Raw genomic sequence first — 20,595 nt, forward strand, 5'->3', positions numbered from 1 at the left:
CCTCCTTTCTACCATCAGAAATTATCAAAATCAGCTTGAGTTGCCGGGCGTGTTTGAGAAGTTTCTCGAGTACGCATCTCCACATAGTCCGTTTGATAGTCAAGTGCCATTCCAATAGAGATATGTTTTAAATCGTCAATGGTCAGACCAGTCTCCTTACAACAGGAGAAATAACTCTCTACTGTGAAGATTTCTTCACTCGCTGTTTCTGTTTCATCTGCTTTTTTCTGGTTGACATCCCTTGGTTCAACATATTCATCAAGACAGGGGCTACTTCCTGAACTGGAAATTCCTCCAATTCCATGAAGAAATCCACAAAAGGTTTCACACGAGGATTGGCAGATTTGGCAAAAACCCAAAAAAGACGATGGAAAAAGGTCATATCAAAGTCAGATAAGATAGACACATCAACCTGACTTGCCTTGAGTTCTTCCCCTTCCTCCAGCTGGTCTAGCTTATCCAAGATAGCTTGACTATTGACCATAGAAAAGAGATCTTGGAAATAGTCCTTACCAAACTGCTCTTTATAAGCAATTGGTGTGTAGGCATTGGTTGCTAACTCGTAGGTTGTTCCTGCTATGGTAATACTTTCTCTCATTGCCTACTCCTTACTTACGAGGTTCAAAAACTGCCTTGAACCAGTTTTGACGAATCTCATCACTCGTTTCCTCCGTTGTTCGTCGACGTACAACCTTATCAAGAGGGCGAGGACTGGCAGTAAAGGTCAACTCTACCTCATTGATATCTGAACCAGACTTGGTTTTTGAACCAACTGTCGGTCGAGATGCGTAACAATAATACAAAACGTGTAATGTTTCTTTTTTATCCCCTTCAAAACGGAACATCAACGCAAAATTTTTCTTTTCGCTGTTTGCGATTTCTGAAATGGTATTTGTCGTCGCATCCAACTGTTCTCCAAGGACTCGAGTCAAAAATTCTTGCGTTAGAAGAGCAACTTTTAGCGTTCCTTCATAACCATCGTTTGACTCAGTAGTATAAAAATTGATATTGTCTGCCTTATAAGAACCCTTGTCGCCTGTTGGTTCTAGGGTTAATTCTGCAGCACCACGAAGGCGTTCTACATTGCCGTATGTCAACGCACCATCAGAACCTTCGCTTGTAACTTCTGCCCAATGGACATCTTGTAGTCCAAAGGTGACCTTATTCTTTTCAGCCATATTATCCTCCATGTAATGTGATGTAATAGGTTATTTGATAGAGTTTCTCAGATGAGATATAGGTCTCTACTTTTTCAAAATAAATAAGGTGGCTGTCAAATAATGACTCCACCTTTTGTTCAGTTGCTAAATCTTTCTTAGTAGTATAGAGTTCCACTTGCAGATTATTCTGCTTATGATAGGTCCAATTGTCTGCACCATGATTTTCTGATTCAGTCACTAAATAAACCAGATACGGTGGTCTTGGACGACTCCCTTCTTCAAAATGATGGTAAGCGAGGGGGAGCTGTAATTCTTTGAGAATGGAGTACATTTCGCTCAGTAACATGTCTTATCACACTCGCTTTCTCAGCTTTTCTTCTAAGGTTCGTATCGCTTGTTTCTCAACGGGAGCGATATGCTTAATTCCCTCAACTCGCCCGCCAGAGCTTTTTGCATGACCATTTTCTAATAGATGCGTCAGGCCTGGCGTTCGATTATGAATGGTTTTGGTTAAACCTGTACTGGTATCAATCGTTGCTTTACTCTTCCACCCTTTGGCATAGGAACCACTCTTTCTAGGTGACATTGCTTTCAAGGTTTCAATGGATTCATCTGTGACTTCCTCTACAACTTCACGCATCACCTCTGTTGTATCCTCAACAAATTCTGCCAGCTCATTTGCGATGGCAGTTTCTAGTGCATCTAGTTCAATTCTAGTCATAACTCTCCTCCCTAATGGCGACGATGTAAATTAGTTGTCGTGGCACTGTATCTCCATCAATCGACTCAATCTCATAGGTTTGACCACGAAATTGAATGCGAGTCGTTAAGGAATGAAGTCCAAGAATTGCCTTTTCATACCTGAGGGTGAACTGGACTTTCTCTTGATCCAGTTTCGTCACACTACCGTCCCTTTCGGTCAAGGTGAGAGGACGACAAGAGCACCACCGTTCAAATAAAGGGAGCCATGTCGAAGTTTCATTACCAATCTCATCTTGAACAATCTGTCGAACATGAAATGACAAGCGTTCTCTCAGAGGTGCAATCTTCATCAGAACACATCCTTTCGTTCAGCCAACAACAAGTGATAGAGAGTCTCCTTCAACTCCTTATGATTTGCATCTTCTCTATGTTCATAAAGATAGGCAACCCCATATAGGATTGCCGTCTTTAGAACATCTGAATAGGTCGATTGACGCAGAATATCTTCACAGAGTTGTTGACAGGTTTCAAGCAACTGCTCAATCAGCCCATCCTCATCCTCGTGTTCCACTTTAAGATACTGTTTTGCTTCTGCTAAACTAACCATGACTACTTAGCCTTTACTGTTAGTGTCTTCACGGCTTCAGGTAGGACTAACTTGCCATCAACACGTTGTGAAGCAAGAAAACCAATCTGTCCATTATTGGCATAGAGTTCGTTCAGACGTTTGAAGGTACGTCCCTGACGGTCCGCAATCCAATAATATGAGAAATCACCAAATGCAATGGCCTTGTTTCCTACTTCAGGAAGTGGAGCAAAGGTTGATGTATAGTATGGACGATTTAGAATCAAATCTGGTTGTCCAGCTTGAGTGGATGGCTGCCAAATGTAATTGCCATTATTATCTTTGAGTTTACGGATAGCTTTGACAGTCGTATCATGTAAAATCCAAACTGCGTTCTTACGATATGGTGCTGGTAGAGAATGATACAATTCAATCATGTCATCAAAGGTAATATCCTTTGTAGCAGTCGTTGGACCTGTAACTTCTGCCTGAGTAAAGATACCTGTCGGTTTCTTAGAACCATCACCAATCAAGAATGCCTTTTCTTCTTCCGTTCCAATACGACGAGCAAATTCAGCTGTCATATAGGACTCAAGGTCAAAGACTGAATCGTTAAGCAACTCTTCTGAAATACGAATGGCAGTACCAATCTTATGAGAGTCGAGTGTCACCTGACCAAAGGTTTCTTCTGTTTCTGGATATAAACCATTTTCATCCATCCATGAGGCTGATCCATGTCCAGTCACAACAGGAATCTTTCGCTCACCACTAGATGTTTTGATAACAGTCGCAAGGCTACGGAAGAAATTCTCTTCTTGTAATCCTTGAACTAGTTTCTTCTCATACTCATCAGGAACCAGATGACCACCTTCGGTATCCTCCCCAACTCGAAGGACATCCTTGACATCAAAGAAGTGACGCTTACGTACACTTGTCCAGAATGTCTTGGCATAGCTATCTGAAGCCACACCTTGCTTTTCCTCCTCAGTAGTCTTGTCATTCAAAACTGTAGTGGGCTGCCCAATTAGAGCCTGTGATGCTGGTTGAGATAGTTCAAGGTCAATCTTTTCTTGACGCTCCAACCGAGCAATCTCTTGATTGTAGAGGTTGATTTTTGCTTCCATGTCATCATAGCGTTTGGAATCTTCCTCTGATACCAGTCCGTCCTCTGAGCGAACAGAATCAAGGAAGGTTTTTGCTTGTTGCCAAGCTTGGTTACGTTTTTCTTTCAATTCAAGTAATTTAGACATCAGTTCATATTCCTTTCGTTATTTGAGCAAATTCAATCGTTTTTCCAACTGATTGATAGGGATTGTTTTCTTTGGTTGTTGGACTTCAAGTTTCGCCTGCATTTTTACAAGTAAATCTTGTTGGGCAGCATTTCGACTGAAAGAATAACTCTCAGTCTCCATTCCATGTTCCTCTTGTTTGTCAAAGAGAATCTTGTCCGCAAAGCCTAGTTCAACAGCCTTTTTGGCATTGAACCAAGACTCTGAGTCCATGAGGTGCGAGAGTTTGGTTCTTGAAAGTCCTGTTCTCAGTTCATAGGCATTGATGATGGATTCCTTAATTTCTCCCAACATTTCAATGACCTTCTGCATGTCCTTGGCTTCACCTTGTGCCACAGTCCAAGGGTTGTGAATCATCATCATGGCAACTGGACTCATAGAAACCGTTGTACCTGCCATGGCAATGACACTAGCAGCACTTGCGGCCAATCCATCAATCACTACATGGACATCACCTTTGTAATCCATCAGCATGTTATAGATTTGAGCAGCCGCAAAAACATCACCCCCTGGACTATTAATCCAGAGGGTGATGTCTCCTTTCCCTGCATGTAAATCATTTTTAAATACCTGTGGCGTGACTTCATCGCCAAACCACGTCTCATCAGCAATCTGCCCCTCTATTCGAAGAGTTCGACCGCTATCATCTTCTGTAAAATTCCAAAACTTATGCATCCATATACTCCTCGGGTTTAGTTTCTTGTTCTGGCGGTGCTTGTTTCATAAAGCCGCCTGCATCCTTCAGTTTCGTCATGTTTCCGTTTATCAAGTAGAGATTGCCTCCTTCCTCATCTGAAAGGAGGTTCAAGTCCTCAAGTTCACGAATATCATTTGTCGATAGCCAGCCATTTTGTCTCCCAATCGCATAGCCATTCATTCGACTCTGATAGTCTCCACGAAGAAGACCATCCACATTAAACTTCACAAAGTAGGTTTTCTTTTCTTCAGGTAAAAAAAGAGACCTCTTGAAAGCCTGTTCGAGACGAACTACCCAAGGGTCTAAGGTATATTTAACAAATTCTAGAGATTGTTGCTCAATGTTTGAAAATGAGGATTTCTCCAAGTCGCCAACCATATGTGGCGGAATGCGATATAGCCTTGCAATTTCATTGATTTGGAATTTTCTTGTCTGAAGAAACTGAGCTTCTTCAGGTGGTATGCCTACTTGAGTGTATTTCATCCCTTCCTCAAGAACTGCCACTTTATGGGCATTGGTTACCCCATTATAGACTGCATTCCATGAATCTCTCACTCGTTTGGGATCTTTGAGAATACCTGGGTGTTCCAAAACGCCACCCGGATTTGCACCATTCTTAAAGAATGAAGCTCCATAGTTTTCTGTAGCCAAGGTCATACCGATAGCATTTTTTGCAAGAGCGATTGGAGAATAACCTATCAAGCCATCAAACCCCAGACCAGGAACATGGAGAACATCTTCTGCTTTCAATATAGCATCTCCCTTTTCCTTAAAGTTTGGGTTTTCTTCTGTCTGACGCTTGTATTTGTAATAGAGCTTTCCACTTTCGTCCCGATGTACAGACATTTTATCTGGCAATAGCGGATAAAGACTTATAACCTGTCCACTCCTATCTCGGATAATCTGGACATAGGCATTGCCCCATATCAGTAGATGGGTCATCAAGGTTTCTCTAAAAACAAAGGATGACATCTCAGGATTAGGTTCATCATGCAAGAGAAAATATAGGGGATGTTCCGCCTTTCTCTCCTTTCCAGTTGCCGTTCTCTCATAAACATGAATGGGTAGTGAGGCAACTGCTTCAGCTAAGATACGGACACAAGCATAAACAGCTGTCGTCTGCATGGCTTTGAACTCATCCACGTTTTCACCGCTGGTTGTTCGACCAAAGAGGTAAGAAAAATCTTGACCTTCATAACTATTTCGTGGTTTATCCCTAGCTCGCTTACGTCCCAGTAAATCTAGTAGTCCCATAGTTCCTCCTTTTGAGTACGAAAAAAGCACCTCAATTGAAGTGCTTATCGTTTGTTCTTAGATGTTTTTCATCTCTCCTTCTTCAAGAAGATACCATGTTCTATCACTTTCTTGAAAAAGATAAATGTAACCTGCCAGGGTATCCTCTGCCAATTGACTGATGTCACCGATGAAACGATGTTGCTGGGCATTCCCCTGTAAGTCATCGTGTTCAATTTTATCAAGACTATCTTCAAGCTGAATGATATCACCTTTCTGAAGTAATGCACGAATTTCTTTGCTTGATTTAAAGTGTTTCTTTAGAAGTTCCCCTGTGTATTCTGGATATCCTTCATACGCTACCTCGATTGTTTGTGCTGTATGGTTTTTAGTCAATAATCCAATCCGTGCTTTTGTTGCCATTGTTTTGTTCCCCTCTTCTTTTGTTGTGTACATATTAACTCTAAAGAGAAGTATTATCCAGTCATTTCTGCATTATTTTTGAATAAATTTTTAGCTAAAAACTCAATATTCCACGTTCATCATACACGCTTCCTTCATCAGTTTGATGACGAATACAACGGTCCAGTCCCATTATGAGTGCTACAATACCGTCAATTTTCTCGACTGACTTTTCCTTATCTGGCTTGATATTGCCAGCGGGGTCTTGTCTCATGACTACGTTTTGTCCCATCCATTTCAGAACAGGATGCCCACCATGTTGAATCTTGCCTTCCATCATTAGTTTATAGAGTTCCTTAGATGGTGGACTCATATCCTTGTATCCCTGACCAAAAGGCACCATGGTCAAGCCCATCCCTTCTAGATTCTGAACCATCTGCGTCGCATTCCAACGGTCATAGGCTATCTCCTTGATATGATAGATTTCCGATAAGTCTTCTATAAATTTTTCGATAAAACCATAGTGAACAACATTTCCCTCCGTAGTTTTGATGTAGCCCTGACGCTCCCAAACATCATACAGAACATGGTCACGTCGACATCTCAGTTCCAGTGTATCCTCAGGTAGCCAAAAGTATGGCAGTACGATATAATTTTCCTCTTCAAATCTAGGAGGAAATACCAAGACAAAAGCTGTTATATCGGACGTACTAGAAAGGTCTAGCCCTGCATAGCAACTACGACCCTTGAGGTTTTCATATTGAATAGGAGCATTTCCCTTAGCATAAACATGTTCTGGAATCCAAGCAACACTGGAACTTGTCCACATATTTAGACGGAGCTGCTTAAAGACATTTTCTTCAGCAGGATTGTCAAGTGCCTGTTGGTACGCTTCTCTAACACGGTCAATCCCAATAGTATGCCCTAGTGAAGGGTTGGCTCTTCTCCAGTTTGCTTCATCATTCCAATCATCTTCATCGGATAATCCATAAACCACTGGATAGAATGATGTGTCCTTCTTTCTACCATTCAGAATATCCAATGCTTTAGTATGCAATTCATAACAGATGGAGTTCCTATCCGTTCCAGCTGTTGTGATAATAAAAAAGAGAGGTTGTTCCCTTGCGTCTCCTGATCCCTTGGTTAATACATCATACAAATGTCGATTTGGCTGAGCATGGATTTCATCAAAGACCAAGCCAGATACGTTTAGTCCATGTTTTGTCCCAGTCTCTGCTGAAAGAACTTGGTAAAACCCAGCGTTAGAATAATTTACAATACGCTTGGTAGCACCCATTATCTTAGAACGCTTTTCCAAGGGGCGACTCATCTGCACCATCTGCTTGGCTACATCAAATACGATTGACGCTTGGTTTCGGTCACAAGCCGCACCATAAACTTCTGCACTGGCTTCATTATCAGCATAAAGCAGATAAAGAGCGATAGCTGCTGCTAGCTCAGACTTGCCATTCTTCTTTGGAATTTCTATATAGGCTGTTAGGAATTGACGGTTGCCATCCTCCTTGACAATTCCAAATAGGTCACGGACAATCTGTTCCTGCCACGGTAACAAATCAAATCGCTTTCCTGCCCACTTGCCTTTGGTATGGGAGAGGTTATTGATAAATGTTACTGCCCTATCAGCCTTTGCCTTATCATAGTGTGAGGTTGGAAGCATGAATGGACTTGGTTCATAATGATAGCTCATAAAATTCCTCCTAACAAATCTTCCATTTCATCACCTGTACCAACTTCCGCATCCATCGTTGCTAGACGGTTTCGTGCTGAAGGTGTCAAACCAAATTGTTCACAGAATTTAAGCATGATTTTGAGGTTGGTCTGGCTGATAGAGACTTGAGGGACTTGTTGGAGATAGCCATTTGGAGTTTTGATAATAGAGCCATGCTTGGAAAGGAACTCTTCCGCCTCTTTCCAGCGAGCGTAGGCTTGACAATATCCTGCAAATGCAGTCATGTCCATTTCGGTTAAAATTCCCATCTGTTCGAGAATTTTTCCCATCCGTTTCCACTCCTTCTTTGCATCATCCTCAAGCCACTGTGGGCAACGTGGGGCTTTTTGTTTGGGTTTGACTTCATTCGTAGGGAGTGGTCGCTTACCAGGGTTTCCCTCAAGTATTTTCATATTCGTAGGCTTTGGTTTTCGCCCCCTGATTGCCACAATCTCACCTCCTTTAGAGCAAGAAAAAAGAACTCAATTCGAGTTCATTCTTAAAGTTCATTAAAGTTATCAAGTACAGCCTGTCAGACAGTTCTGTCAATATCGTCCATGTTATCTATTTTGTGTCCATATCTATATTAGTAGATATATTTACCATCTCGCTTGTCAGTCAGTATTGGATTTCTAGCACCGTATATGTTTCTTGGGTCCGTTGTACTTTCACGGAGAAACTCACAAACGTAATGTCTGTCTCCAACCGTTCGAGTCATAATTTCCCACATCTCACATTACCTTTTCTACGATATCAATTCCATACAAAACATTTAGGCAACTGCCGTTTTCCCACTTAACTAAGAGTGAACCAATGTCATCCACTCCAATCACAGTTCCAAGTGTGCCTTTAGGAACTGGATGTGGGTCATCCATTCTAACTAATCTAACCTTAGTCCCAACAGGATAGGTTGTCTTTAGATTATTGAAAATTTTTGCGTCCATGTTATTCTCCAATCTTTTCAAATGCCCACTTAACGGCATGTCCAAAGTCTTCGAATGTTCCTGCTTCTTGGTAAATGCGGTCAAATCTGCGTTCGAAGTTTTCAAACTCTTCAAGACTATCAGCCGTTTCGTAAATCTCAACTTCTGTTCCTTTATATCCATTCGATGCAATGATGACCCAATCTTTGTAAGGAATGATGCTTGCGGTAGCTGGGTAGATGTCGTAAAGTTTTTCAAGTGTTGTTGTCATGGATTTGTTCTCCTCTTCTTTTGTTGTGTACATATTACCTCTAAAGGAGTCATATATCCAGTCATTTCTCGATTTTTTTAAAGAAATATTTGATTATTATTCGCTTGTTAAAATGGAAGTTGCTTCATCAAGCGTCAATTTCCGTCCATCTCGCAATACCGTCACGTTGTCATTTCCTGTTGACTCTATATAACGTTTGACAATGACATCCACAAACTTTTCATCCAACTCAATGCCGTAACAAATACGACCAGTTTGATCTGCGGCCATTAGGGTTGAACCAGAACCAAGGAATGGATCAAGAACAATCGTCCCACGCATGGATGAATTTTGAATAGGATAGGCCATGAGCGGAATGGGTTTCATCGTTGGGTGGTCTTTACTGGATTTAGGGCGGTCATATTCCCAAATAGTTGTTTGTTTACGGTCACTGAACCACTGGTGTTTTCCCTTTTGTTTCCAGCCAAATAGGCAAGGTTCGTGTTGCCACTGATAGGGACTGCGTCCGAGAACAAGTGAATTCTTCTTCCAAATGCAACACCCACTGAGATAGAAACCTGCATCTTTAAATGCCTTTCGGAAGTTCAGTCCTTCCGTATCCGCATGGAAAACATAGATGGAGGCATCAGCTTCTATATGTTTTTCTACCTGAGTAAACATGGTAAAGAGAAACTGGTAAAAGTCACTATCAGGCATATTGTCATTGAGAATCTTTCCAGCTGTTTCTTCCACATCAACATTATAGGGAGGGTCTGTCACAACCAAATTTGCCTTTTTATCACCTAAAAGTTTGTCATAAGTTTCAGCTTTCGTAGAGTCTCCACAAATCACTCGGTGCTTACCAAGTTGCCAAATGTCCCCTCGTTTTGAAAAGGTGGGTTTCTTTAATTCCTCTTCTACATCAAAGTCATCATCTGATAGGTCTTTATCATGGACATTTGATAGAATATCGTCAATTTCTGGTGTTTCAAAACCAGTCAGGTCGAGATTGAAATCTGACTCTTGTAAATCCAAAAGCAAGTCCGCCAAAAGCTGGTCATCCCATTGACCTGTGATTTTATTAAGGGCAATGTTTAAAGCCTTTTCATCTTCCTTGGATAAATCGACAATGACACATTTGGCAGTTTCATAGTCTAAGTCCTTCAATACAGTTAATCGTTGATGGCCACCAATAACCGTCAAATCTTTATTGACAATGATGGGGTCAACGTAGCCAAACTTGAGTAGGCTTTGCTTAATCTTTTCATACTCCTTGTCACCCTTTTTGAGTTTTTTGCGAGGATTGTAAGAGGCTGGGTGTAGTTCAGACAATCGAATCTCTCTAATTTCCATTGTTGGTTGACTTGTCATTGGTTTCTCCTTTATAAAAGCGTGATTGAATGTAACACGGATGGCTACAATATTTTCTATTCGGATTGGCATAAGATAAAAATGACCTGCCACATTGTTGGCAAGTCAATTCTTCATAAGCGGTTTTTGATTTATCGTGTTCGTCAGAATGAGTGGTCCACCAAACCTTACGACATTTATCCGAACAGAACTTCTTCGGTCTACCTATTTTGTGAGTTTTAAGTGCTTGATAACACTGTGGGCAACGAAGTCCATCATTCTGGTCGGCTTTTGCCATCTGCTTAGTAACAGCACCATGACCAAGCAATGCTGGATTTCGTTTACAGTATTTCTTAACGGAATCTCTAGACAGTCCTGTAGCCTTACCGATTAAGCCATAGCCAAGACCTTCTCCTCGCATTTTCCAGATTTGTTTGCGTTGACTTTCGTCCATTTGTTTTCCTTTCAAACAAAAAAGGACTAAAAACAACTATTTTCACCATTGTTTCTAGCCTTTTTCACTATTATTATTACCAAAATTACATACTAGGGAACGCTACATCCCCACACTGGAAACGTGATAACGGTGGGAAGGAACGTCAAAATGAAGCGATTTTAATGTACCCGCTTGCGAATTTTGCGAAATTGCACGTTTGAGGGGGCGTCGGTCTTAGTCTCCCAAGGGTTTAGAGATTTTATCCCCCCTCCCCCAATGGGTGAAAAATGAGATACTTTTGTAACGAAACTCCAAGACTAAAATCGATACGTATACTCCACATATCGGTCAGTCGTCTTGGTCTTTCTATCATGACAAGACTTACAAAGTGCTTGCCAGTTAGTTTGATTCCAAAAGCGTTCTTGGTCACCTCGGTGGGGTGTAATATGGTCAACTACAGTTGCCTTGGTCAGTCGACCTTTGGCTTTGCATTGAACACAGAGTGGATGAACTTTTAAGTAACGAAGTCGTGCTTTGGTCCACTGGCCATTGTATCCTTTGGCTTTGGTTGACTTGGCCTCCAGTTGCAGGTTTGATTTATGGTTGTCACAATACTTGTGACCATAAGGTACTAAGTTAGGACAACCATTTTGTTTACAAGGTGTACTTGGTCTTCTTGGCATTTTTCCTCCATAGAAAAAGTACAATTAATCTAAGTAATTGCACTTTGCTAATCTATTGATCGCCCTACAAAACAACATCCATTCTCGTGGATAATTATTATCACCCGAGCAATCGTAGGTTCTTCCATTCATGACAAACGATACATGCCACTGTGTACCATCTAATATCTCCATTTCATTCGGATAATATTCCTTCCATTCAGACAGTTTCACACGTTTTAATTGATTTAAGAATACAAATAATCGGAGATCTGAAATTGTTTTTATCTCTGCTTCTGTCTCTGGAAATTTTTTAATACTTACCAATTTTTCTTCAATGTTAATGTCAATTGAAATCATCGGCAACATGAATCCAAAAAGTGATACGGTTATAGAGGATACTTGAGGTTTGGACATTTGAACACTCCTTTACTCTATCAATTATATCACTATTTCTCCCAAGGTAGATGGTCTTTCGTGAAATGCCCGAAGCAAGATGTTTTGGTATAGTCTACATTCAAGAGATTCAGTTTCTTAATGATACCTCGTGGTGTTAAATCATACCGCTCACGAACCATTCCTTCCAGTTGTTTTGTGGTGTAGCGACTGGTTCCAAAGGTTTCTACATGCACCGACACAGGTTCTGCAACTCCAATGGCGTAGGCTAATTGTACTTCACATCGTTTCGCATACCCTTCTCGAACAATATCCTTGGCAATCTTTCGTGCCATGTATGCTGCGGAGCGGTCAACCTTGCTTGGGTCTTTTCCAGAGAAAGCCCCGCCACCATGACGTGCGAAACCTCCGTAGGTATCTGCCACAATCTTTCTACCAGTAACTCCTGCATCCGCAAATGAGCCACCAAGTACAAAACGACCTGTTGGATTGACTAGAACTTTGAAATCTAGATTCTGACGGTAACGAAGTGCTACTGCCATCATGGCTTCTGTCACAATTCGTTTTACTTTGGCAAGGTCAGCCGTTTCGGTATGTTGGATGGAAACTAAGAAAGTATCAATCCGTTTCTTCTCATAGTCGTAGGATACCTGTGCCTTAGCATCCTTTCCAAGTAAAGGGTGACCAAGTGACATCAGTTTCTCAAGGACTCGAGTTGCTAAGACATAAGGAAGTGGCAGGTACTCAGGTGTTTCATCTGTCGCATAACCAAACATCATTCCTTGGTCACCAGCACCACCATTATCAACACCTTGGGCAATATCAGAACTTTGGAGTCCAAGTAGGTTAGTTACCCGAACATTCTTCATACCAAGTGGCTCGACAACCTGTCGTACAATGTTCTCGAGATTAAAGTTATGTCTTGTCGAAATTTCACCAGCTACTATAACCTGGTTATCCTTGATTAAGGTCTCAACTGCCACTCGACTTGATTTGTCAAACTTGAGACACTCCGTCAAAATGGCATCTGAAATCTGATCACAGATTTTATCTGGGTGTCCAACCGACACCTGTTCACTAGAAATAATCATAATTCCTCCACGCAAAAAGCCCAACCTTTATGAGGCTAGGCTTTACTTTATTTTACTGATTGTTGTCCTGCTTCGTAGGCTCGTTCGAGTGCTTTTTTAATTCCCCAAACTGGAATGTCGTAGAAATCAAGGTTATCGCTCCAGCGTTGTTCCAAGGTTTCAACTTGTAATTCCTCTTGAGCAATCCTTGTAAAAATCGCATCCAGTTTTTCTTGTTGGCGTTTTGTCATGGTATTGTTCTCCTCTTCTTTTGTTGTGTACATATTAACTCTAAAAAGGAGATATATCCAGTCATTTCTGAGTATTTTTTATCTTTTTTGACACTTACAATTCTACCACAAATTTTGACAAAGTGAGGTCAATGTTAGGTCACACTTAGTGCAGGGGGAGGTTACTGGTAGGTCAAGGGTAGGTCAGGGGGAGGTTACTTTTCCAAAGAAAATCCCATTTTCAGATAAACTTCCCTAACATGGTCTAAGACCTTACGTCGCCAATTTCTAACAGTACTTCGGCTAATATGAAACTCTCTCATCAAGCTATCCCAATTACTATCTGTCTTAAGCATGGATTGAGCAAAATCATATAAATCTCCCTTTAGAAATTTTAAAGCCATCTCAAAATTATCAAGGTCATTAGCCAATCGGATATACCGTTGCGATAAATCTGCCAATTGTTCCTCGTTTTCCTGAATCATCTTCTCACGAAAATTCAGTGCAATCATCTCTGACCGTTGATTAGTAGGTGTACTTTTAACTCTAGGTTCATCAGATTTTTCAAAAACGAGTGAACCAATAACCTCATTTTCTGTCACTGGTTTGAAATGTTCCAAACGATACTTTAACATCTCCAAGTCACTTTTGAGTTCATTGTAATTCGTCAGTATGTGCTCTGCCTTATCCATCTGCCCCTCCTACTTGTGCTTTAACAGCTGCAATCAGCCGTTCTTGTTGCGCATCTTTGTTTTCTAGTGCCTTCAGGATTTCCTCATCAATCGTTCCCTCAGTCACAATGTGTTGGATAATAACAGTCTCAGACTCTTGTCCCTGTCGCCAAAGCCGTGCATTCGTTTGTTGGTATAGTTCCAACGACCATGTTAAACCAAACCAGACCAAGTGGTGACCGCCTTTTTGGAGGTTCAAACCATGACCTGCTCCAGCTGGATGAAGTAAGCCAACTGAAACATTACCTTTATTCCATTCACGAATATCTTCTTCTGTTTTCAACACCCGACTCTTTACCTTGAGTTTTTCTAAACGACCCAGAATCCGAGCCAAGTCATGTTTGAACCAATAGGCAACTAAGACAGGTTCTCCATTCGCGGATTCGAGGATATCCTCAAGGGCATCTAGTTTCTGTTCATGTAATGCCACAACCGAATGATCATCAGAATATACGGCTCCATTGGACAACTGAACTAACTTGCTCGTAAGGCTTGCAGCATTGGCAGCAGTTACTTCTAGTCCATCTAACTCTGACAATACATACTCTTTCTTAAACTGAATGTATTTTTCTTTTTCCTTTTCTGTCATGCGCACCAGTTTCTTGGTAGAGATCAATTCAGGCATATCCAGATAATCTAGGGCTTTCATGGAAATGGTAATATCACTAATCTTGTCTTGAATTTGACACTCCGCATAATCCATGGGGATGTATTCATAGACAATGTTTCCGTTGCGACGACCTTCTTCAAAGTAGCGACTACGAAACTCACCGATGAAGCGACCAAGACGTTCTCCTCCATCAATGACTTTAAACTCTGCGAACAAGTCCATCAGTCCATTAGAACTCGGTGTTCCAGTTAGTCCAACAATACGTTTCATGTAAGGACGCATTGCCATAAAGGCTTTGAAACGCTTGGACTGCCAAGACTTGAAAGAACTCAATTCATCAATCACTACCATATCCCACTTGAAATAGGGACTACATTGTTCCACCAGCCAAGGTAGGTTTTCACGATTGACGATATAGATATCCGCATCTTTCTGTAGAGCTACCATTCGTTGCTTGGGAGTACCAACTATTTTCGAATACCGTAAGTGACGCAACTCAGACCATTGCTCAATCTCATCACTCCATACTGTATTTGCGACTCGAAGCGGGGCAATAACCAAAACCTTTGTGACTTCAAATCGGTCAAACATCAATTCATTCACTGCAGACAAGGTTGTAGCCGTCTTTCCCATCCCCATGTCTAGGATGACTGCTGCATGAGGGTGACCCATGATGAAGTCCTTGGCGACTACCTGATAGTTATGTAATGTCAATTTCATCTAGCACTTCTCCAATCATCTCAATGCGGTCAATGACATAGACCTTAAAGCCTAATCGCTCGAATAGTTTATGTCTTGACCCTTGTAACTTCCTTGGCTTTTGGTCAGGAGCCTTCACTTCCGCCAAGCCAAACTTGCCATTGGGTAAAAACACCAACCTGTCTGGCACACCAGAAAAAGATGGAGATACCCACTTAGGACAAATCCCTCCTCGAGCTTTCACAGACTTCACCAAAGCTTGCTCAACGTACTTTTCTCTCATCGTTCTAAATCCTTTCGTCAAATTGAAGTGTGTAGGTCTAGTGCAGTCATTTCCAAAACTCCCCTTATAGGCTTTTTTTATAGTAATTTTTGCTTATAGGATAGTTTTAGAAAAGACCATAATAGACCTACACAAAATCAAAAAATGTCACTCATGTTGGTCGTTTTAAGCATTTATCTGAAACCTCATTCAAAATAAGTTCCAACCTTTCAGTCAACGACCTACACACCTAAAATAATCAAATACCTCTATTGTGGAAGTAAGTTGGCTAAAAATGTTGGTCATTAATCTAAGAAATCATAGCCATCATCAACCAATTTCAAACCAAGAATGAAGTTACCTTTACTTGTCCGTTTTCGTTTAAAACCTGCCTGATCAAGAGCAGAATAAAAATCGGTCGTACTGCGTGTGTACTCCATGTTTTTGGCGCAATAGGCACGATACTGACTGTAAAGTTCTCCTGATTTTTCTGACAACTGATCACCAACTTGACAACAATCGCTAAGAAAATGTCCCAACCAGTCATTGGCTTCTCGGTAAGCTTTGACGGAAGCTGATACGGCAGTTGGTACTTTTGTTTTGAAGTTCGCTTTGATGGCTTTTTCTGCACCTTCTATAATCCAAGACATGATTGCTGGTGCTGCATTGTCGTACAGATAATCCGCAAAGTTTTTGATGTCAGAGCGACCAGTGATTTTGGCGTTAAACGGGATAACAACCAAACGTCGCCAAGTTCCATCATCGTTCGCCCCTACTTTAGGCAGATGGTTAGTGTAAAGAACCAGCGTGTGTGAGGGCACGAAGTGGAATGGATCCTTGTACTTCTTCTCTGCTTGGATTTCATCTGTTGAGGTAATCTGCTTAACAACCGCAGTATTGAGTCGCATCCCTTCTGCCATTTCAGAAGCAATGACCAGACGTTTCCCTTTAAGCTCAGCAAGCTCAGGACTGACATTACGCTTGTTTGACATAGTTAAGGCATCCGCAGATAATTTACCTGAATAGCTCCCTAGCACACGAGCGATGGTATTCCAAAAAGTAGACTTGCCGTTCGCTCCGCCTCCATAGGCAATAATCATGTGTTCCTGATAGACCTTACCGATAGCTGCCATACCAATAATTTCTTGAACATAGTCAATCAATTCTTGGTCATTACAGAAAAAGGTGGCTAAAGTTTCCTGCCATAATCCCATTCCCTGATCACTAGGGGAGACTGCGGTTATTTTTGTTATGTAATCTTCAGGATTGTGTTCTTGTTGCCCATTTATTCCTTTTCGTAAATCATAGGTAGCCTCTGGGGTATTGAGTAATAAGTCATCACTATCTAATTCTGACAATTCTACTGAAAGCATTGGTTTAGCTGTATTATAGACAGCCATCAAATTCTTATAGTCACGATGTTTCATGACAAATTTATGAAACTCTTTGGCAGCTAGATAGGCTTTTAAATACTTCAATTGAAGTGGAGTTTCAACTGCTTTTTCTAGATGTTTTCCTCCAGCCTTAATGGTCAATTCATCAATACCTGAAGACTGAAGTTGTTTTTCTGCAGTTTCCAAGAATGCATTCGCTTCAGCAAGTTGTTCATCGGTAAAGTGTACAACTGCACCTAATGCCAACTGTTTATTCTCACGCCAGTGAGTTCCGTCATAGTAAAGATAGTCCGTTGCATTGGTATATGCGAGCCTGTTCGCATACTCTCTAGCAAGAACTCCCGCTTCCCCAACATCAGAGTAATCATCTGGTTTTAATGTTTCTCTATTGAAAGCGTCGGGAGCCACGTAGCCTTTAGATGTTTTTATAGTTCTATTGTAGAATCGCACAGCACTACCCCAGATGGTATCTAACTCTGCTTTATCAAGTGGCGGTACACATTTCTGAGCCTGTTCATCAAAGCCATCTCTTGATTCTTGCGTTACTCCTAAACGTTTTAGAATTTTTGCTGCAAAGACTGACATGGTAGAGTTACGACTGCCTTGCTGGATTGGTCCACTTGGAGGCGTATAGAAGTCTGCATCGAAATCTTCCTCGTCTTCAATAGACACAGCTTGAAACAAATCTTCATCAATAGTTAGCCATGAATCATGCCATATAACCTGTGCATTGGGATTTCCAAAGAAGAATCGTGCCGCATCCTTGGCATTATCATCAAAAAACTTGTATTGATTACAAAGTTCTTCCTTCATTGCTACATAGATGTCTTTATCCGCTACCTCTTCAATCTGAAAATAGATGTGAAACTTCGGTCGAGGTGCTTTGCCACCTTTAGCCTTCAAATGACTTCTACTGGTGACCAAGGCAAAATTGTAATCCGCAAAGATTTCTTTTAATCGTTCTACAGTTATCCATTCATCAGGATTTTCTGTGTGATCATTATCAATATCCATGACTAACACATCTGACTTGATAAAGTTGACATTGGAGCGAGTATTTTGGACAAAAAGACCTGCCACATGGTCGAATTGAGCTACGTTTTGTAAGATAGCTTTATCAGTGATAGTTACCATATTTGGATAGACCGTAGTTGTTTGTATTCCTGTCTGTCCAGAATGAGATAGGGTAAATTTCATTTGATATGCCTCCGTCTTTAGTTTTTAAATTAGGAAACTTGCTTCCTACCTTACTAAGTAAGAAACAGAGATGATTTTCCGCACTTCCGAAAATTTTATTAGAAAAATAAAAGTTTCCTATTAAATGCACAGGAAACTTTTTTATGTTCAAAAAATTATAGTGAGAAGCGGAAAAACATCTCTTAGATCTACTTAGTAAGATGTAAGGGATAAAAATATTCCTTACAAAACGGAAAAATCATTCGAAACCTTACTTAGTAAGATAGGAGGACCCAATATGGCAAACGAACCATACATCGAACCTGATGATGATGTTGCTGATACTCTCATCGCTATCAGCGTCATCTCAAAACTACTCGCTCGTAAAATAAAGGAGGAAGAAATCAATGCGCAAAATGAAAGAACTGAATAGACTGATTCATGATATGGAAGAAACCGCAAAGTACTACCTTCGATTGGTAGATGAATTCAAGAAACTCCTCTCTTCTGAGGAAGAAACGATAACAAAACCTGATCAATCTAAACCAGAATCACAAAAGGAAATTCAATTGGAGGATGTCCGTGCTGTACTTGCCACGAAAGCAAAAGATGGCTATAAGGAAGACGTCCGTGCTCTTCTAAATGCTTACGGTGCTTCTTCACTCTCAGCACTTGACCCAAAACACTTTGCGGCTGTTCTTGAAGAAGCTGGAGGAATTGGTAATGACTAACCACGCCATTCTATCCGCATCTGCATCACATCGTTGGTTGAACTGCCCACCATCTGTTCGTCTTACAGAGGAACTTCCAGACACAACATCTGATTTTGCTCTTGAAGGTACGGATGCTCACGAGTTATGTGCTTATCTAGTCGAGAAAGCTTTAGGGAGGAATGCGCGTGATCCAACAGAAGATTTAGCATTTTACAACGATGAAATGCAGAATTGCGCAGAAGAATACCGCAACTATGTGATGGATCAAGTTGAGAAAGCCAAAGGCTACTCTCGTGACCCTACAGTTCTTGTCGAACAACGACTTGACTTTTCCAAATGGGTACCTGAGGGCTTTGGAACTGGGGATTGCATCATCGTGGCAGACGGACTTCTACAGGTTATTGATTATAAGCACGGACTTGGTGTTCTAGTAGATGCAAACTACAACCCGCAAATGATGTGTTATGCCTTGGGTAGCATTGAAATGTTTGATGGACTTTATGATTTTGATAAAGTCACCATGACCATCTTTCAACCACGAAAATATAACATTTCTACCTTTGAGATGGAAAAGACTGAGTTGCTTGAATGGGCTGAAAACGTGCTCGCTCCAAAAGCTGAACTTGCATTCAAAGGTGAGGGGGAGATACAATCTGGTAAACACTGCCAATTCTGTAAACTCAGGAATGTCTGTCGAAAACGTGCTGAGGATAATTTGGCACTAGCCAAGATGGAGTTTGCGGATCCAGCTTCCCTTAATAACGAGGACATTGCTGATATTTTGCCTAAACTAGATTTGTTGATTTCATGGGCAAACGACATCAAAGCTTATGCTTTAAATCAAGCAACAGATGGACATCCTATCCCAGGATACAAACTGGTTGAAGGTCGCTCTGTTCGTAAATTCTCAGATGAGTCAGCCGTTAGCCAAGCAGTGATTGAAGCAGGCTATGACCCTTATGAGAAGAAACTGCTCACTATCACGGCCATGACTAAGTTACTTGGCAAGAAAACTTTTAACGACCTACTTGGTGGTCTCGTAATAAAACCAAGTGGTAAACCAACACTCGTTCCAATTGACGACAGCCGTCAAGAGATGAACCTAGCAAAAAATGAATTTAAAGAGGAATAAATATATGACAACTAAAGTAATTACAGGACCAAACACTCGCTTCAGCTACTTAAATGCCAACGAGCCAAAATCTATCAATGGTAGCACTCCCAAGTACAGTGCCTCACTCATCATCCCAAAAGTGGATACAGTCACCATTAACAAAATCAAAGCTGCTATTGAGCAAGCATACAAAGAAGGCGAATCAAAGCTCAAGGGCAACGGTAAATCTGTACCTGCATTATCTACTCTGAAAACTCCCCTACGTGATGGTGACCTTGAACGACCTGATGATGAAGCATACAAAAATGCTTACTTTGTAAATGCCAACTCTCCACACAAACCTGGAGTTGTTGATGGCAATCGTCAAGAAATCATTGATACTTCAGAATTGTACTCTGGTATCTATGGTCGTGCTTCTATTACCTTCTATGCTTTCAATTCAAATGGTAATAAAGGTATTGCTTGCGGTTTGAATAACTTACAAAAATTGCGCGATGGTGAGCCACTCGGAGGACGTACTCGTGCTGAGGATGATTTTGCGACTGAAGATGATGATGACTTTTTGAACTAGAAAGAGAGAATTAGATCGATGATGTATACTATTTTAACTTGTACTATTATGGGACTCTGGGTGCTTATCGGACTATACTTCGGGTACATGACCATTAGAGATGACATTCGAAATGAAATAGAACGAAAGGCAAAGCAAAATAAAGAAAAACTTAGCCAAACACCACTCAGTCGAAAAAACAAATAGAACTTTAGGTGGCAGTACTTCTGTCACCTTTTTAGGAAGGACAAA

Annotated in this window: 28 protein-coding genes; 4 read left to right on the forward strand and 24 right to left on the reverse strand. The window is 41.0% G+C overall.

Annotated features, from left to right (window positions below; genetic code table 11):
• Window positions 1–178: 178 nt before the first annotated feature.
• The 24 genes from JNG37_RS05770 to JNG37_RS05885 all read right to left on the reverse strand — a co-directional run bounded on the left by JNG37_RS05770 (window position 179) and on the right by JNG37_RS05885 (window position 17,987).
• Window positions 179–598 carry a hypothetical protein gene (locus tag JNG37_RS05770; RefSeq protein ID WP_024407624.1) on the reverse strand — a complete coding sequence of 140 codons (420 nt, stop codon included), beginning with the start codon at window positions 596–598 and terminating at the stop codon, window positions 179–181.
• A 10-nt stretch (window positions 599–608) separates the two neighbouring features.
• Entirely contained in the window at window positions 609–1,178 is a 570-nt protein-coding gene (locus JNG37_RS05775; RefSeq protein ID WP_024376948.1) for a major tail protein, read from the reverse strand.
• A 1-nt stretch (window position 1,179) separates the two neighbouring features.
• A complete protein-coding gene (locus JNG37_RS05780; RefSeq protein ID WP_044688770.1) occupies window positions 1,180–1,506 on the reverse strand; it encodes a hypothetical protein in 327 nt (108 codons plus the stop codon).
• A 6-nt stretch (window positions 1,507–1,512) separates the two neighbouring features.
• Entirely contained in the window at window positions 1,513–1,881 is a 369-nt protein-coding gene (locus JNG37_RS05785; protein WP_044688771.1) for an HK97 gp10 family phage protein, read from the reverse strand.
• Window positions 1,874–2,212, reverse strand: a complete 339-nt coding sequence (locus JNG37_RS05790) for a head-tail adaptor protein (RefSeq protein ID WP_099809781.1) — start codon at window positions 2,210–2,212, stop codon at window positions 1,874–1,876. The genes JNG37_RS05785 and JNG37_RS05790 overlap by 8 nt, the downstream gene beginning before the upstream one ends.
• Window positions 2,212–2,469: a head-tail connector protein gene (locus tag JNG37_RS05795; RefSeq protein ID WP_044688773.1), complete on the reverse strand. Its 258-nt coding sequence runs from the start codon at window positions 2,467–2,469 to the stop codon at window positions 2,212–2,214. The genes JNG37_RS05790 and JNG37_RS05795 overlap by 1 nt, the downstream gene beginning before the upstream one ends.
• A 2-nt stretch (window positions 2,470–2,471) precedes the next feature.
• A complete protein-coding gene (locus JNG37_RS05800) occupies window positions 2,472–3,677 on the reverse strand; it encodes a phage major capsid protein (RefSeq protein ID WP_158455148.1) in 1,206 nt (401 codons plus the stop codon).
• An 18-nt stretch (window positions 3,678–3,695) separates the two neighbouring features.
• Window positions 3,696–4,391, reverse strand: a complete 696-nt coding sequence (locus JNG37_RS05805) for a head maturation protease, ClpP-related (protein ID WP_158455151.1) — start codon at window positions 4,389–4,391, stop codon at window positions 3,696–3,698.
• Window positions 4,384–5,667, reverse strand: coding sequence for a phage portal protein (locus JNG37_RS05810; protein WP_158455153.1), 1,284 nt, complete (start codon window positions 5,665–5,667; stop codon window positions 4,384–4,386). The genes JNG37_RS05805 and JNG37_RS05810 overlap by 8 nt, the downstream gene beginning before the upstream one ends.
• A 57-nt stretch (window positions 5,668–5,724) precedes the next feature.
• Entirely contained in the window at window positions 5,725–6,102 is a 378-nt protein-coding gene (locus JNG37_RS05815; RefSeq protein WP_238336271.1) for a hypothetical protein, read from the reverse strand.
• Window positions 6,103–6,163: 61 nt separating this feature from the next.
• Window positions 6,164–7,756, reverse strand: coding sequence for a terminase large subunit (locus JNG37_RS05820; protein ID WP_099832204.1), 1,593 nt, complete (start codon window positions 7,754–7,756; stop codon window positions 6,164–6,166).
• A complete protein-coding gene (locus tag JNG37_RS05825; protein ID WP_024414194.1) occupies window positions 7,753–8,226 on the reverse strand; it encodes a phage terminase small subunit P27 family in 474 nt (157 codons plus the stop codon). Before JNG37_RS05825 ends, JNG37_RS05820 begins: the two co-directional genes overlap by 4 nt.
• Window positions 8,227–8,508: 282 nt before the next feature.
• Window positions 8,509–8,721, reverse strand: a complete 213-nt coding sequence (locus JNG37_RS05830; RefSeq protein WP_063077092.1) for a DUF4314 domain-containing protein — start codon at window positions 8,719–8,721, stop codon at window positions 8,509–8,511.
• 1 nt (window position 8,722) lies between these two features.
• Window positions 8,723–8,971, reverse strand: coding sequence for an Nmad4 family putative nucleotide modification protein (locus JNG37_RS05835; RefSeq protein ID WP_158455348.1), 249 nt, complete (start codon window positions 8,969–8,971; stop codon window positions 8,723–8,725).
• A 96-nt stretch (window positions 8,972–9,067) separates the two neighbouring features.
• Entirely contained in the window at window positions 9,068–10,321 is a 1,254-nt protein-coding gene (locus JNG37_RS05840) for a site-specific DNA-methyltransferase (protein WP_158455156.1), read from the reverse strand.
• The gene (locus JNG37_RS05845) at window positions 10,293–10,754 is read right to left on the reverse strand and encodes a helix-turn-helix domain-containing protein (RefSeq protein WP_158455159.1); all 462 of its coding nucleotides are present in this window, start codon (window positions 10,752–10,754) and stop codon (window positions 10,293–10,295) included. The genes JNG37_RS05840 and JNG37_RS05845 overlap by 29 nt, the downstream gene beginning before the upstream one ends.
• A gap of 299 nt (window positions 10,755–11,053) precedes the next feature.
• Window positions 11,054–11,419 carry an HNH endonuclease gene (locus tag JNG37_RS05850; protein ID WP_158455162.1) on the reverse strand — a complete coding sequence of 122 codons (366 nt, stop codon included), beginning with the start codon at window positions 11,417–11,419 and terminating at the stop codon, window positions 11,054–11,056.
• 24 nt (window positions 11,420–11,443) lie between these two features.
• Window positions 11,444–11,815, reverse strand: a complete 372-nt coding sequence (locus JNG37_RS05855; RefSeq protein ID WP_158455165.1) for a hypothetical protein — start codon at window positions 11,813–11,815, stop codon at window positions 11,444–11,446.
• A gap of 32 nt (window positions 11,816–11,847) precedes the next feature.
• On the reverse strand, window positions 11,848–12,885 hold the full coding sequence (gene metK / locus JNG37_RS05860; RefSeq protein WP_158455168.1) for a methionine adenosyltransferase: 1,038 nt from the start codon (window positions 12,883–12,885) through the stop codon (window positions 11,848–11,850).
• A 47-nt stretch (window positions 12,886–12,932) separates the two neighbouring features.
• The gene (locus JNG37_RS05865) at window positions 12,933–13,115 is read right to left on the reverse strand and encodes a DUF6900 domain-containing protein (RefSeq protein ID WP_024412697.1); all 183 of its coding nucleotides are present in this window, start codon (window positions 13,113–13,115) and stop codon (window positions 12,933–12,935) included.
• Window positions 13,116–13,309: 194 nt separating this feature from the next.
• Complete coding sequence (locus tag JNG37_RS05870; RefSeq protein WP_158455170.1) at window positions 13,310–13,786, reverse strand: hypothetical protein; 477 nt, start codon at window positions 13,784–13,786, stop codon at window positions 13,310–13,312.
• Window positions 13,779–15,155, reverse strand: coding sequence for an SNF2-related protein (locus JNG37_RS05875; protein ID WP_024412699.1), 1,377 nt, complete (start codon window positions 15,153–15,155; stop codon window positions 13,779–13,781). The genes JNG37_RS05870 and JNG37_RS05875 overlap by 8 nt, the downstream gene beginning before the upstream one ends.
• A complete protein-coding gene (locus tag JNG37_RS05880) occupies window positions 15,136–15,417 on the reverse strand; it encodes a VRR-NUC domain-containing protein (protein ID WP_024412700.1) in 282 nt (93 codons plus the stop codon). Before JNG37_RS05880 ends, JNG37_RS05875 begins: the two co-directional genes overlap by 20 nt.
• A gap of 284 nt (window positions 15,418–15,701) precedes the next feature.
• Entirely contained in the window at window positions 15,702–17,987 is a 2,286-nt protein-coding gene (locus tag JNG37_RS05885; protein ID WP_158455172.1) for a phage/plasmid primase, P4 family, read from the reverse strand.
• A 277-nt stretch (window positions 17,988–18,264) separates the two neighbouring features.
• Between JNG37_RS05885 and JNG37_RS09985 the strand changes: the two genes are divergently transcribed.
• Genes JNG37_RS09985 through JNG37_RS05900 form a run of 4 tightly spaced genes read left to right on the forward strand, consistent with a single transcriptional unit; the run spans window position 18,265 to window position 20,364 of the window.
• A complete protein-coding gene (locus tag JNG37_RS09985; protein ID WP_257209395.1) occupies window positions 18,265–18,399 on the forward strand; it encodes a hypothetical protein in 135 nt (44 codons plus the stop codon).
• Complete coding sequence (locus tag JNG37_RS05890) at window positions 18,374–18,697, forward strand: hypothetical protein (RefSeq protein ID WP_024376924.1); 324 nt, start codon at window positions 18,374–18,376, stop codon at window positions 18,695–18,697. The genes JNG37_RS09985 and JNG37_RS05890 overlap by 26 nt, the downstream gene beginning before the upstream one ends.
• The gene (locus JNG37_RS05895; RefSeq protein ID WP_099832214.1) at window positions 18,690–19,811 is read left to right on the forward strand and encodes a DUF2800 domain-containing protein; all 1,122 of its coding nucleotides are present in this window, start codon (window positions 18,690–18,692) and stop codon (window positions 19,809–19,811) included. Before JNG37_RS05890 ends, JNG37_RS05895 begins: the two co-directional genes overlap by 8 nt.
• Window positions 19,812–19,815: 4 nt before the next feature.
• Entirely contained in the window at window positions 19,816–20,364 is a 549-nt protein-coding gene (locus JNG37_RS05900) for a DUF2815 family protein (RefSeq protein WP_024376922.1), read from the forward strand.
• Window positions 20,365–20,595 lie beyond the last annotated feature (231 nt).

The sequence above is a fragment of the Streptococcus suis genome (assembly GCF_016775005.1).
Taxonomy (GTDB): Bacteria; Bacillota; Bacilli; order Lactobacillales; family Streptococcaceae; genus Streptococcus; species Streptococcus suivaginalis.